General features: G+C 66.3%; 15 protein-coding genes. 9 read left to right on the top strand and 6 right to left on the bottom strand.

The window, feature by feature from the left end; genetic code table 11:
* Nucleotides 1-4: 4 nt before the first annotated feature.
* The 5 genes from F804_RS0104705 to F804_RS0104685 form a co-directional block, all read right to left on the bottom strand.
* Entirely contained in the window at nucleotides 5-1,216 is a 1,212-nt protein-coding gene (locus F804_RS0104705) for an acetyl-CoA C-acetyltransferase (protein ID WP_022706596.1), read from the bottom strand.
* Nucleotides 1,213-1,854, bottom strand: coding sequence for a glutathione S-transferase family protein (locus F804_RS0104700; RefSeq protein WP_028725620.1), 642 nt, complete (start codon nucleotides 1,852-1,854; stop codon nucleotides 1,213-1,215). The genes F804_RS0104705 and F804_RS0104700 overlap by 4 nt, the downstream gene beginning before the upstream one ends.
* A gap of 54 nt (nucleotides 1,855-1,908) precedes the next feature.
* The gene (locus F804_RS0104695) at nucleotides 1,909-3,684 is read right to left on the bottom strand and encodes an acyl-CoA dehydrogenase C-terminal domain-containing protein (protein ID WP_022706594.1); all 1,776 of its coding nucleotides are present in this window, start codon (nucleotides 3,682-3,684) and stop codon (nucleotides 1,909-1,911) included.
* Nucleotides 3,685-3,688: 4 nt separating this feature from the next.
* The gene (locus tag F804_RS0104690; RefSeq protein WP_022706593.1) at nucleotides 3,689-4,087 is read right to left on the bottom strand and encodes a MerR family transcriptional regulator; all 399 of its coding nucleotides are present in this window, start codon (nucleotides 4,085-4,087) and stop codon (nucleotides 3,689-3,691) included.
* Nucleotides 4,088-4,194: 107 nt separating this feature from the next.
* Nucleotides 4,195-4,572 (bottom strand): MerR family transcriptional regulator, encoded by a 378-nt coding sequence (locus F804_RS0104685; protein ID WP_022706592.1) that lies wholly within the window; start codon nucleotides 4,570-4,572, stop codon nucleotides 4,195-4,197.
* Nucleotides 4,573-4,698: 126 nt separating this feature from the next.
* Between F804_RS0104685 and F804_RS0104680 the strand changes: the two genes are divergently transcribed.
* Genes F804_RS0104680 through F804_RS0104670 form a run of 3 tightly spaced genes read left to right on the top strand, consistent with a single transcriptional unit; the run spans nucleotide 4,699 to nucleotide 6,965 of the window.
* A complete protein-coding gene (locus tag F804_RS0104680; RefSeq protein ID WP_022706591.1) occupies nucleotides 4,699-5,142 on the top strand; it encodes a PaaI family thioesterase in 444 nt (147 codons plus the stop codon).
* A gap of 3 nt (nucleotides 5,143-5,145) precedes the next feature.
* Nucleotides 5,146-5,646, top strand: coding sequence for a PaaI family thioesterase (locus tag F804_RS0104675; protein WP_022706590.1), 501 nt, complete (start codon nucleotides 5,146-5,148; stop codon nucleotides 5,644-5,646).
* Nucleotides 5,643-6,965: an MATE family efflux transporter gene (locus F804_RS0104670; protein WP_022706589.1), complete on the top strand. Its 1,323-nt coding sequence runs from the start codon at nucleotides 5,643-5,645 to the stop codon at nucleotides 6,963-6,965. Before F804_RS0104675 ends, F804_RS0104670 begins: the two co-directional genes overlap by 4 nt.
* Before the next feature lie 4 nt (nucleotides 6,966-6,969).
* Here F804_RS0104670 and F804_RS0104665 read toward each other — a convergent pair whose 3' ends face one another.
* The gene (locus tag F804_RS0104665; RefSeq protein ID WP_022706588.1) at nucleotides 6,970-7,284 is read right to left on the bottom strand and encodes a DUF1476 domain-containing protein; all 315 of its coding nucleotides are present in this window, start codon (nucleotides 7,282-7,284) and stop codon (nucleotides 6,970-6,972) included.
* A 130-nt stretch (nucleotides 7,285-7,414) separates the two neighbouring features.
* Here F804_RS0104665 and purC point away from each other — a divergent pair, with 130 nt between their 5' ends.
* The 6 genes from purC to F804_RS0104635 all read left to right on the top strand — a co-directional run bounded on the left by purC (nucleotide 7,415) and on the right by F804_RS0104635 (nucleotide 11,822).
* The gene (purC, locus tag F804_RS0104660) at nucleotides 7,415-8,176 is read left to right on the top strand and encodes a phosphoribosylaminoimidazolesuccinocarboxamide synthase (protein ID WP_022706587.1); all 762 of its coding nucleotides are present in this window, start codon (nucleotides 7,415-7,417) and stop codon (nucleotides 8,174-8,176) included.
* A gap of 9 nt (nucleotides 8,177-8,185) precedes the next feature.
* Entirely contained in the window at nucleotides 8,186-8,428 is a 243-nt protein-coding gene (purS, locus tag F804_RS0104655) for a phosphoribosylformylglycinamidine synthase subunit PurS (protein ID WP_022706586.1), read from the top strand.
* Between the two features lie 109 nt (nucleotides 8,429-8,537).
* The gene (locus tag F804_RS0104650; RefSeq protein WP_022706585.1) at nucleotides 8,538-9,320 is read left to right on the top strand and encodes an ABC transporter ATP-binding protein; all 783 of its coding nucleotides are present in this window, start codon (nucleotides 8,538-8,540) and stop codon (nucleotides 9,318-9,320) included.
* 28 nt (nucleotides 9,321-9,348) lie between these two features.
* On the top strand, nucleotides 9,349-10,074 hold the full coding sequence (locus tag F804_RS0104645) for a transporter substrate-binding domain-containing protein (RefSeq protein ID WP_022706584.1): 726 nt from the start codon (nucleotides 9,349-9,351) through the stop codon (nucleotides 10,072-10,074).
* 48 nt (nucleotides 10,075-10,122) lie between these two features.
* Nucleotides 10,123-11,001 (top strand): ABC transporter permease, encoded by an 879-nt coding sequence (locus F804_RS0104640; RefSeq protein ID WP_022706583.1) that lies wholly within the window; start codon nucleotides 10,123-10,125, stop codon nucleotides 10,999-11,001.
* On the top strand, nucleotides 10,998-11,822 hold the full coding sequence (locus tag F804_RS0104635; protein WP_022706582.1) for an ABC transporter permease: 825 nt from the start codon (nucleotides 10,998-11,000) through the stop codon (nucleotides 11,820-11,822). Before F804_RS0104640 ends, F804_RS0104635 begins: the two co-directional genes overlap by 4 nt.
* Nucleotides 11,823-11,825 lie beyond the last annotated feature (3 nt).

Here is an 11,825-nt window from a genome sequence, read left to right as displayed (position 1 = left end):
TCCCTCACACGCGTTCGATGATGGTGGCCGCGCCCATGCCGGACGCGATGCACAGGGTCGCCAGACCCACGTTCTTGTCCTGACGCTCCAGCTCGTCCAGCAGGGTGCCGATGATGATCGCGCCCGTCGCGCCAAGCGGGTGACCCATGGCGATCGCGCCGCCATTGACGTTCACCTTGGCCGGATCGACCTGGAAGGCCTGCATGAAGCGCAGCACGACCGAGGCGAAGGCCTCGTTCACCTCGAACAGATCGATATCGCCGATGGACATGCCGCTGTCGCGCAGGATCTTCTCGGTCACGGGGACGGGGCCGGTCAGCATGATCGTGGGATCGGTGCCGATCTTGGCGGTGGACCGGATGCGGGCGCGGGGCTTCAGGCCGTGGGCCTTGCCGAATTCCTCGTTCCCGATCAGCACGGCGGCGGCGCCGTCCACGATACCGCTGCTGTTGCCCGCATGGTGGATGTGGTCGATGGCGGACAGATGCGGGTATTTCAGCATCGCCACCTTGTCGAAGCCGGGCATCATCTCGCCCATCTCCTTGAAAGCGGGCTTCAGCTTGGCCAGATCGTCGATCGTGGTGCCGGGGCGCATGTATTCGTCGCGATCAAGGATCGTCAGGCCGTTCTGGTCGATGACCGGGACGATGGACTTGTCGAAGCGGCCTTCCTGCCAGGCCTGCGCGGCGCGGCGCTGGCTTTCCAGTGCCAGGGCGTCGGCCTGGTCGCGGTCAAAGCCGTATTCGGTCGCGATGATGTCGGCGCTGATGCCCTGCGGCACGAAATAGGACTTCATCGCAAGGCTGGGATCGACCGCGATGGCCGCCCCGTCGCTGCCCATCGCGACGCGGCCCATCATCTCGACCCCGCCGGCGATATAGGCGCTGCCCGCGCCGCCCTTGATCTGGTTGGCGGCCAGGTTCACGGCCTCCATCCCCGATGCGCAGAAGCGGTTGATCGACAGGCCCGGGATGCGCTCGTCCAGGTCGGATGCCAGCACCGCGCTGCGCGCAAGGCAGCCGCCCTGTTCCTTGACCTGGGTGACATTGCCCCAGATCACGTCCTCGACCGCGTGACCTTCCAGGTTGTTGCGTTCCTTGACCGCGTTCAGCAGGCGCGCGGACAGCGCCAGCGACGTAACCTCGTGCAGGCTGCCATCGGGGCGGCCCTTGCCGCGCGGCGTGCGGGCGGCGTCATAGATGAATGCGTCGGTCATATGTCCTCCTCGGTCGCCCGGTCGGATGGATTGCCGGGCATCAGGTCATAGGGGTGTTTCCAGCCGGGCAGGGCGGCGATGCCGTCCAGCCAGCGGTCGATGTTCTTCCATTCGGCGCGATCGAAGCCGAAGGGCTCGGGATAATAGAGGTAACCGCACAGCGCGAAATCGGCGATGGTCGGGCCGCCCGGGGCGACCCAGTCGCGATCCGCCAGATGCGCGTCCAGCACCTTCAACGCGGCCAGAAGGCGCCCCTGAAGGAACTCGGCCGCGCCCACGGGGCGCTTGTTCTGCGGGATGAAGTTCAGCTGGAACCGTGCCGGCCCGCCCGAGGCCGAGACCTTGTGGTTGTCGAACATCAGCCAGCGCAGCGTCTCGTTGCGGTCGGTGCCCCAGAACTTGCCGTGCAGATCCGCGACATGCATCTGGATCACCGCCGATTGCGTCAGCGTCAGGTCCCCCTCGCGGAAAACGGGCACCTCTCCCATCGGGTTCAGCGCGCGGAATTCGGGGCCGCGCGCCTCGCCGTTGAAGAAGTCGACATAGACCGGTTCCCAGTCATGTCCCGCCAGCTGCAATGTCAGCGCCGCCTTGTAGGCGTTGCCGCTTTCGCCGAAGCACCAGAGCCTTGCCGTCATCATCCCTCCGAGTGCCGGGGGCCCGGCCCCCGGTCCGTCATGGTTTCAGGGTTCTCAGAACGCTTCCGCCTCCAGCGCCATCACCGTGTCGGCGCCCGACTGGATGCGTGCCAGATGCGTGGCGGTCATGGGCAGCTGCCGCTTCATGTAGTAGCGCCCGGTCGCCAGCTTGGTGCGATAGAACGCCTCGTCGGCGGTGCCTGCGTCCAGCGCGGCCTGCGCGGTGACGGCCATCCGCGCCCAGATCAGGCCGAAGGTCACGTGCCCGAACAGGTGCATGAAGTCGTAGCTGCCTGCCAGCGCGTCGTCGGGGTTCTTCATCCCGCGTTCCATGAAGAACATGGCGGCGGTCTGCAGATCCTTGGACGCGGCCTTCAGGGGCGCGATGAAGTCGTCGGCCAGCGGGCCTTCGGAATGGTCCTTGCAGAAGGATTTCACCATCTCGAAGAAGGCCATGACATGCTTGCCGCCGTCCTGCGCCAGCTTGCGGCCGACAAGGTCCAGCGCCTGCACGCCGTTCGCACCTTCGTAGATCATGGTGATGCGCGCATCGCGGACGAATTGCGACATGCCCCATTCCTCGACATAGCCGTGGCCGCCGAAGACCTGCTGGGCAAGGATCGTGGTTTCCAGGCCCTTGTCGGTCATGAAGCCCTTGATGACCGGCGTCATGAGCGAGATCATGCCCTCGGCATCCGCATCATTCGCCATGTGGGTGCGGTCGATCAGGTGCGCACCCCACAGGGCCAGCGCACGCGCGCCTTCCAGGAAGGATTTCTGGTCCATCAGGCTGCGGCGGATGTCGGGATGCACGATCAGCGGATCGGCCGGACCGGCGGGGTTCTTCGCACCGGTGACGGCGCGGCCCTGCAGGCGGTCCTTCGCATAGGCCAGCGCGTTCTGATAGGCGGGCACCGCGCAGGCATAGCCCTGCAGGCCGACGCCCAGGCGGGCCTCGTTCATCATGGTGAACATGGCGCGCATGCCCTTGTGCAGGTCGCCCAGCAGCCAGCCCTTCGCGCCGTCATAGTTCATGACGCAGGTGGCGTTGCCGTGGATGCCCATCTTCTCTTCCAGCGAACCGACCGAGACGCCGTTGGCCTGCCCAAGCGATCCGTCCTCGTTCACGAGGAATTTCGGCACGATGAACAGGCTGATGCCCTTGGTGCCCTCGCCGCCGCCGGGGGCCTTGGCCAGCACCAGGTGGATGACGTTCTCGGCCAGGTCGTGATCGCCGGCGGAAATGAAGATCTTCTGGCCCGTGATCAGATAGCTGCCGTCGTCCTGCGGTTCGGCCTTGGTGCGCAGCATGCCCAAGTCGGTGCCGCAATGCGGCTCCGTCAGGTTCATGGTGCCGGTCCAGTCGCAGGTGACCATCTTGGGCAGATAGGTCTGCTTCTGTTCGTCCGTGCCATGGGCATGGATCGCCGAATAGGCACCATGGGTCAGGCCCTGGTACATGTTGAAGGCCATGTTGGCGCTGACGAACAGCTCGCCCACCGCGGTGCCCAGCACGTAGGGCATGCCCTGGCCGCCATATTCGGGGTCGCAGTCCAGCGCGGTCCAGCCGCCTTCCTTCATCGCCTCGAACGCCTTGTCGAAGCCCTCGGGCGTGCGGACGACGCCGTTTTCCAGCACGCAGCCCTGTTCGTCGCCGACGCGGTTCAGCGGCGCCAGCACCTCGGAGGACAGCTTGCCCGCGGCATCGAGGATCGCCTCGGTGAATTCGGGATCCAGATCGGAATGGCCGGGCAGGTCGGATTGCGACAGCTTCAGCAGGTCATGCAGCACGAATTGCAAGTCGCGGACGGGCGGTTCATAGATCGGCATGGCGTTACCCCGTGGGATGTTCATCTGTGTCGGCGACCAGCCGGCGTTCGGCATCCGCGATCTGCCTGCGCAGATCGTCGATGGCGATGCTCAGCTCGGCGTATTGACGCTCCATGTCCGCCAGGCGGTCGCGTCCCACCTCGATCGTCGCGGCGATCTGGGTGCGGTTCACGCCACCGGGTTCATAAAGCTCGAGAAGCTGCCGTATCTGTTCGAGGCTGAAGCCGAACCGCTTCCCGCGCAGGATCAGCGTCAGGCGCGCCCTGTCGCGGCGGTCATAGAGACGGTGCTGCCCCCGCCGCTGCGGGAAGATCAGCTCGCGCGCCTCGTAGAAGCGAAGCGTGCGGGGCGTCACCTCGAAGGCGTCGCACATCTCTCGGATGGTCATCAGCGTGTCGGACATCTGGCGGCTTCTCCTCCTTCACCGGCTTGTCGTCCTTGGGCTGAACATATGAGCAGGTTGACGCGAACGTAAGCGAGACGCCGCGTCACGATCCGCCTGCCGCCGCGTCAGCCCATGCGGCTCAGTTCCTCGGCGGTGGCGCGACGCAGCTCCTCCAACTCGTCGCGGGCGCCCTGAAGGTCCCTGATCTGTTCGTCGAGCACCCCCAGCTGCCGTTCGGCCATCTCGACCCAGGTCTGGTACTGCTCGCGCGATCCCTGCTTGTCATAGATCAGCAGCCATTGGCGGATATCCTCCAGGCTGAAGCCGAAGCGGCGGCCGCGCAGGATCAGCGTCATCCGCGCCACCTCGCGCGGGCCATAGTAGCGGGCACGCCCTTCCTTGCGGGGCTGCAGCAGCTCGATATATTCGTAATACCGCAGCGTGCGCGGCGTGACGTCGAATCGTGCGCACATTTCCTTGAAACTGAGTTCGTCCCCGGTCATCCGCGCCTCCTGTGGAATTTCCCTTGGCGTCAACTTAGGCAATCGGCGAACGCATCTCAACCGAATCGACGGGGTTGAGCCTTGTGCACGGGCAGGGATATTCATTCCAAAACGACAGGAGCACCCATGTCCGAGGACCGTCCGGCCCCCGATGCCGCCCAGAGGGCCGAGCTTGCCCAGGCCTTCATCGAGCAATTGCCACATGCAAAGGCGCTGCAGATGCGCGTGGACGAGATCGGCGCGGGCCGTGCCGTCATCTCGATGCCCTGGGCCGAGCATCTGGTCGGCGATCCGCACACGGGCGTGATCCACGGCGGCGTCATCTCGGCGCTGATGGATACCTGTTCGGGTGCGGCGGTCATGTGCCATCCCAGCCAGCCGCGATCCACCGCGACGCTGGACCTGCGCATCGACTACATGCGGTCGGCCACCCCGCGCCAGCGCATCACCGCGCGTGCCGAATGCTATCACATGACCCGCAGCGTGGCCTTCCTGCGCGCCGTCGCGCTGGACGAGGACGGCGGAAACCCCGTGGCGACCGCGACCGGCGCCTTCACGATCGAGAGGTAAGCCATGGGCGATCGCAACGAACCGCTTCACCAGATCAAGTCCCGCCGCGATTCGGCGCTGAAGGCGCTTGTCGCGGGCGTGCCCTACATGCAGTGGCTGGGCGTGCAGTTCGACCGCCGCGGCGACGAGCTGACGGCCATCCTGCCCTTCGACGAGAAGCTGATCGGCAATCCGCGCCTGCCTGCGATCCATGGCGGCGTGACGGCGGCCTTCCTTGAAATGACCGCCATCATGGAACTGGCCTGGACCGCCATGTGGGAGGACATGGAGGCAGGCCGCATCGCCCCCACCGCCGAGGTGCCGGGCAGCGTGCCGCGCCTGCCCAAGACCATCGACTTCACTGTCGACTACCTCCGGTCGGGGCTGCCGCGCGACGCCTATGCGCGGGCGCGGATCATCCGGTCGGGCCGCCGCTATGCCAGCGTCCATGTCGAGACCTGGCAGGACAACCGCTCGCGGCTGATGGCGCAGGCGACGGGGCATTTCCTGATGCCCCAGCAATGAGCGGGGCCGAGCTGACCCGAAACCGGGTCCTGCACATCGCCGTGCCCATCGTGCTGTCGAACCTGACGGTGCCGATCCTGGGGCTGGTCGATACGGGCGTGGTCGGTCAGCTGGGCGCGCCCGAACCCATCGGGGCGGTGGGGATCGGCGCGGTGATCCTGGCCTCGATCTACTGGATCTTCGGGTTCCTGCGGATGGGCACGTCGGGGCTGGTGGCGCAGGCGCATGGCGCGGGCGATACCCCCGAGGTCGGCGCGCATCTGCTGCGCGCGCTGGTCATCGCCTTCGCGGCGGGTCTGGCCTTTGTCGCGTTGCAGGCACCGATCTTCTGGGCGGCGTTCCGGCTGGCGCCCGCCAGCCCCGAGGTCGAGAGCCTAGCGCGCGACTATCTTGCCATCCGCATCTGGGGCGCACCCGCGACGATCGGGCTCTATGCGCTGACCGGCTGGCTGATCGCGGTCGAACGCACCCGCGCGGTGCTGGGGCTGCAACTGCTGCAGAACGGGCTGAACGTGGCGCTGGACCTGTGGTTCGTGCTGGGGCTGGGCCTGGGGGTGGCGGGCGTGGCCTGGGCGACGCTGGTGGCGGAATTCGCGGGGCTGGGCGTCGGGCTGTGGCTGGCGCGTCCGGTCATCGCGCGGGCCATCGCCGCCGCACGCAGCGGGGCCGCGCTGCTGGCGCGGGCCAAGCTGGAACGCTTCGCGCGCGTCAATGGCGACATCATGATCCGCTCGGTGCTGCTGCAGGGCTGCATGACCAGCTTCCTGTTCCTGGGGGCGGGGCAGGGCGACGTGACGCTGGCCGCGAACCAGGTCCTGCTGCAATTCGTGACGCTGACGGCCTTCGCGCTGGACGGCTTCGCCTTCGCCGCCGAAAGCCTGGTCGGGCAGGCCGTGGGCGCGGGGCGTCCCGACAGGGTGCGCCGGGCATCGGTGCTGACATCGAAATGGGGAATGGGCGGCGCGGTCGTGCTGGGCCTGTTCTTCATGGCGGCGGGCGGGCCGATCATCGACCTGCTGACCACGGCACCGGGCGTCCGGGCCGAGGCGCGCCACTACCTGCCCTGGATCGGCATCGCGCCGCTGCTGGGGGCGGGGGCGTGGATGCTGGACGGCATCTTCATCGGCGCGACCCTGACACGAGAGATGCGCGTGGCGATGATCCAGTCGGTCGCGGTCTTCGTGCTGCTGCTGCTGCTGCTGCCGCCGGTGATGGGCAATCACGGGCTGTGGGCGGCGCTCATGGCGCTGAACGCCGCGCGGGCGGTCACGATGATCCGCCTCTATCCAAGGGCCGAGGCGGCAGCCGCCCCGGCCTGAACGCTCAGGCCTCGTCGGCGACCTGCCGGCGGGCCTCCGCGGTCAGCTCGGTCATCTTGGCGCGGATCGTGTCGGCATCGGCCTTGCCGTCCAGGTCGGCCGCGACCTTGCGGTAGACGTCCTCCTCGCCCGGTTCCTCGAAGTCCGATGTCACCACGCTCATGGCATAGGCGCGGGCATCGTCGCCGGTCTTGCCCAGCAGTTCCGCCGCCCATTCGCCCAGCAGGCGGTTGCGGCGGGCCTCGGCCTTGAAGCGCAGCTCGGCGTCATGGGCGAACTTGGATTCATAAGCGCGTTCGCGATCGTCGAATGTGGTCATCGGACCCTCCTGCTGTCTTATCACACAGATATGGGCATGCGGACCCCGTGCAGGCAAGCCTCGTATTGCGTGTGGGGGGTGTTTCGCGATAAGGCGCGGCATCGGGGACATGCGAAAGGACGGTCGGGCCATGGCACCGCGGCGCAAGAAGATATACGAAGGCAAAGCGAAGATCCTGTACGAAGGCACTGAGCCGGGCACGCTGGTCCAGTACTTCAAGGACGATGCGACCGCCTTCAACGCGCAGAAGAAGGCCACCATCGAAGGCAAGGGCGTGCTGAACAACCGCCTGTCCGAGTTCTTCATGCAGGGCCTGACGAATATCGGCGTGCCGAACCACTTCATCCGCCGCATCAACATGCGCGAGCAGCTGATCCGCCAGGTCGAGATCGTGCCGCTGGAAGTGATCGTGCGCAATTTCGCGGCAGGCTCGCTGGCCAAGCGGCTGGGCCTGGAAGAGGGCACGATGCTGCCCCGTCCCATCGTGGAATACAGCTTCAAGAACGACGAGCTGGGCGATCCGATGGTGTCCGAGGAATATATCATCGCCTTCGGCTGGGCCACGCAGCAGGATCTGGACGACATCGTCAGCCTGGCGCTGCGCGTGAACGACTTCCTGTCGGGCGTGTTCTACGGCGCGGGCATCAAGCTGATCGACTTCAAGATCGAGATCGGGCGCGTCTGGGACAACGACTTCATGCGCCTGATCGTCGCCGACGAGATCAGCCCCGACAGCTGCCGGCTGTGGGACGTCAAGACTGGCCAGAAGCTGGACAAGGACGTGTTCCGCCGCGACCTGGGCGATCTGACGGACGCCTATACCGAGGTCGCCCGCCGGCTGGGCCTGATGCCCGCCAACACGACCAGCCTGAAACCGACCGCGATCAACTGAGAGGCCGCCATGAAAGCTCTTGTCACCATCATGCTGAAGGACGGCGTTCTGGACCCGCAGGGCGAGGCGATCCGCCACGCCCTGGGCGGCCTGGGCCACAAGGGGGTCGGCGGCGTCCGCCAGGGCAAGCTGATCGAGCTTGACCTGGAAGCGACCGATCCCGAGGCTGCGAAGGCCGAGGTCGCGCGCATGTGCGAAGGTCTGCTGGCCAATACCGTGATCGAGAAGTACAGCATCGAGATCGCGCAGTAAGACCGGCTGACGCTGCGGCAATCTGCCAATATCGGCAGGTTGCCCGACATGCCCGGTTGCAAAACCGGCGCAATTCCCGCCCTATTCGCGGATGAACGACAGGAACGACATGACAGCAGACGCCGCCGCCCCGGTCATCGAGATCCGGGGGCTTCGCAAATCCTATGGCGACCTTCAGGTTCTGAAGGGCGTCTCGATGCGCGCACCGCGCGGCCATGTCATCAGCCTGATCGGATCGTCCGGGTCCGGCAAGTCCACGCTTCTGCGCTGCTGCAACCTGCTGGAGCAGAGCGAGGAGGGCGAGATCCTGTTCGAGGGGCAGCCCGTCCGCTGGAAGGGGCAGGGCCACGGTCGCCATCCGGCCGACCGCACTCAGGTGCGCAGCCTGCGCACCAACCTGTCGATGGTCTTCCAGCAGTTCAACCTTTGGTCCCACATGACGATCCTGCAGAACGTCATGGAGGCCCCCGTCACCGTCCTGGGCGAGGATCGCGCCGAGGTCGAGACCCGCGCCCGCGCCCTGCTGGCCAAGGTCGGCATCGGCGACAAGTGCGACGCCTGGCCCGCCCAGCTGTCGGGCGGCCAGCAGCAGCGCGCCGCCATCGCGCGTGCGCTGTGCATGCAGCCCAAGGCGCTGCTGTTCGATGAACCGACCAGCGCGCTGGACCCCGAATTGCAGCAGGAGGTCGTCAAGGTCATCAAGGATCTTGCGGCCGAGCATCGCACCATGATCCTTGTGACGCATGACATGCGCCTTGCGGCGGATGTCAGCGACCATGTCGTGTTCCTGCACCAGGGCGTCATCTGCGAGGAAGGCCCGCCCGAACAGCTGTTCGGGGCCCCCAAGACCGACCGCCTGCGGCAGTTCCTGTCCGCGACGATGGCCGGCTGAACGAATAAAACCAACGGGAGAAAGACGAATGAAGAAGATCGTACTGACCGCCGCGATCCTTGCGATGGGTGCTGGCGCGGCCTCGGCCGAGACGCTGCGCATGGGCACCGAGGGCGCCTATCCTCCGTACAACTTCATCAACGATTCCGGCGAGGTCGACGGCTTCGAGCGCGAGCTGGGCGATATCGTCTGCGAGCGCGCCGAGCTGGACTGCACCTGGGTCACCAACGACTGGGATTCGATCATCCCGAACCTGGTGTCGGGCAACTACGACACCATCATGGCCGGCATGAGCATCACCGAAGAGCGCGAGGAGGTGATCTCGTTCACGCAGAACTACATCCCGCCGATCGCCTCGGCCTATGTGGCGCTGTCGGACGACATCGACCCCGCGACCGCCATCGTCGCCGCGCAGGCGGGCACCATCCAGGCGGGCCACGTGTCCGAAAGCGGCGCGACGCTGCTTGAATACGCCACGCTCGACGACACGCTGGCCGCCGTCCGCAACGGCGAGGCCGACGCGGTGCTGGCCGACAAGGACGTCCTGACCCCGCATGTCGAGGAATCCTCGGGCGCGCTGGTCTTCGTGGGCGAGGACGTGGCGCTGGGCAACGGCATCGGCATCGGCCTGCGCCAGTCCGACGCCGAGCTGCGCGAGAAGCTGGACGCCGTCATCACCGAGCTGAAGGAAGATGGCACCATCAACGAACTGATCAAGAAGTGGCTTGGCGAAGACGCCACCGTCTACGAATGATCCAAGCGATGGCCGCCCCTTCGCGGGCGGCCTGAAGGAAGACCCAGGATGCTTGCCCGATGCGCCGATCCCGCCCTGCTCGAGGGGCTGCCTTGGCTGATGTGTTACCTCACATCGGGCAAGCACATGATGTTCTATGCCAGCTTCGGCACCGTGCTGCTGCTGCTGGCGATCACCGCGCCGCTGGCGCTGGCCTTCGGCTTCGGGGGCGCGCTGGCCTCGCGGTCGCGGATCGCGCCGCTGCGCTGGTTCGGCTGGCTCTATACCTCGATGGTGCGGGGTGTGCCCGACATCCTGTTCTTCCTGTTCGTGCCCATCGCGGTCGATCAGGGGCTGGAATGGCTGCGCCACAAGGCGCTGTGCGACAGCGACGCGCCGATCCGGCAGGGCAACGATTTCGTCGTCTGCGCCGCGGCCAAGCTGCCGCTCTCGACCGATCCGCAATGGGTCCACGAGGTCTATGGCTTCGCGCTGGCGGTGATGGCCTTCGCGGTGGTGTTCGGTGCCTTCGCGGCGAACGTGCTGGCGGGCGCGATGCGTGCCGTCCCCCGCGCGCAGCTTGAAACCGCCGAGGCCTACGGCCTGACGCAGCGCCAGGTCAGCCGCCGCATCCTGATTCCGCAGATGTGGACCTATGCCATTCCCGGCCTGTCGAACCTGTGGATGATCCTGATCAAGGCCACGCCGCTGCTGTTCCTGCTGGGGGTCGAGGACATCGTCTACTGGGCGCGCGAACTGGGCGGGGCCAAGACCAGCGCCTTCACCTATCCGCATCCCGACTGGCGGCTGTACTATTTCTTCGCGATCCTGGTCTTCTATCTTCTGATGACCTGGGGGTCCGAGCGTATCATCGGGCGGCTGACGCGCCGCCTGTCGGCGGGTCAGGCGACGCTTGCGGGCGAAGCCCTGCGCAAGGGGGCCGCATGACCTGCGCCGAAACCTTCTCGAACTATGCCCTGCGATCCATCGGCATGGGCGAACGCCTGCTGCCGCGATCGGATTTCGACCTGTGCCAGCAGGTCGTGCTGATCGGCTCGGGCCTGATCTGGAACCTGTATTTCGCGGTGCTGGCGCTGTTCGTCGGCTTCTTCATCGCGACGGGGCTGGCGGTCGCGCGGGCCGGTCGCAACACCCTGCTGCGCAAGCTGGCCGACGGGTTCATCTTCGTGTTCCGCGGCAGCCCGCTGTTCATCCAGTTCTTTCTGGCTTACGAGGCGCTGGTCATGCTGCCCCGCGCGGGGATCGAGATCTTCGGGTTCACCGTCGCGACCAGCTGGCTGACCAAGGCCTGGGCAGGGGCGCTGATCGTGCTGATCCTGAACACCTCGGCCTATTCCGCACAGATCTTCCACGGCGCGCTGATGTCGGTCCCCAAGGGCGATATCGAGGCCGCCGACGCCTATGGCCTTGCGGGCTGGTCGCGGTTCCGCCGCATCACCTGGCCCACCATGCTGCGCCTGGCCTGGCCCGCCTACACCAACGAGGCGATCTTCCTGTTCCACGCCACGACGCTGGTCTACTTCTCGGGCTTCCCGGCATTCCAGCAGCGGGGCGACGCGCTGTACTATGCGAACTATTTCGCGGACCGCACCTTCAACCCCTTCGTGGCCTATCCGGTGGCGGCCGGGTATTTCATCGTCGCCACCTTGCTGCTGATCTGGCTTTTCGGCAGTGTGAACAAGCGCCTGAACCGACATCTTCCGGGGCAGGGCGGGCGCGTCAGGTACAGGCCCCAGCTGGTGAGATGATCC

This window comes from Paracoccus zeaxanthinifaciens ATCC 21588, assembly GCF_000420145.1.
Taxonomy (GTDB): Bacteria; Pseudomonadota; Alphaproteobacteria; order Rhodobacterales; family Rhodobacteraceae; genus Paracoccus; species Paracoccus zeaxanthinifaciens.
The sequence above is the reverse complement of the archived record's forward strand: the minus strand, read 5'-3'. Positions and strand labels throughout refer to the sequence as shown.

Excerpts from the sequence above, each read along its gene's own strand:
- F804_RS0104685 (WP_022706592.1), bottom strand. The coding sequence starts at position 4,572 with ATGACCGGGGACGAACTCAGTTTCAAGGAAATGTGCGCACGATTCGAC.
- F804_RS0104675 (WP_022706590.1), top strand. The coding sequence starts at position 5,146 with ATGGGCGATCGCAACGAACCGCTTCACCAGATCAAGTCCCGCCGCGAT.
- F804_RS0104635 (WP_022706582.1), top strand. The coding sequence starts at position 10,998 with ATGACCTGCGCCGAAACCTTCTCGAACTATGCCCTGCGATCCATCGGC.
- F804_RS0104695 (WP_022706594.1), bottom strand. The coding sequence starts at position 3,684 with ATGCCGATCTATGAACCGCCCGTCCGCGACTTGCAATTCGTGCTGCAT.
- purS (WP_022706586.1), top strand. The coding sequence starts at position 8,186 with ATGAAAGCTCTTGTCACCATCATGCTGAAGGACGGCGTTCTGGACCCG.
- F804_RS0104650 (WP_022706585.1), top strand. The coding sequence starts at position 8,538 with ATGACAGCAGACGCCGCCGCCCCGGTCATCGAGATCCGGGGGCTTCGC.
- F804_RS0104700 (WP_028725620.1), bottom strand. The coding sequence starts at position 1,854 with ATGACGGCAAGGCTCTGGTGCTTCGGCGAAAGCGGCAACGCCTACAAG.
- purC (WP_022706587.1), top strand. The coding sequence starts at position 7,415 with ATGGCACCGCGGCGCAAGAAGATATACGAAGGCAAAGCGAAGATCCTG.
- F804_RS0104665 (WP_022706588.1), bottom strand. The coding sequence starts at position 7,284 with ATGACCACATTCGACGATCGCGAACGCGCTTATGAATCCAAGTTCGCC.
- F804_RS0104705 (WP_022706596.1), bottom strand. The coding sequence starts at position 1,216 with ATGACCGACGCATTCATCTATGACGCCGCCCGCACGCCGCGCGGCAAG.
- F804_RS0104680 (WP_022706591.1), top strand. The coding sequence starts at position 4,699 with ATGTCCGAGGACCGTCCGGCCCCCGATGCCGCCCAGAGGGCCGAGCTT.
- F804_RS0104640 (WP_022706583.1), top strand. The coding sequence starts at position 10,123 with ATGCTTGCCCGATGCGCCGATCCCGCCCTGCTCGAGGGGCTGCCTTGG.
- F804_RS0104690 (WP_022706593.1), bottom strand. The coding sequence starts at position 4,087 with ATGTCCGACACGCTGATGACCATCCGAGAGATGTGCGACGCCTTCGAG.
- F804_RS0104645 (WP_022706584.1), top strand. The coding sequence starts at position 9,349 with ATGAAGAAGATCGTACTGACCGCCGCGATCCTTGCGATGGGTGCTGGC.
- F804_RS0104670 (WP_022706589.1), top strand. The coding sequence starts at position 5,643 with ATGAGCGGGGCCGAGCTGACCCGAAACCGGGTCCTGCACATCGCCGTG.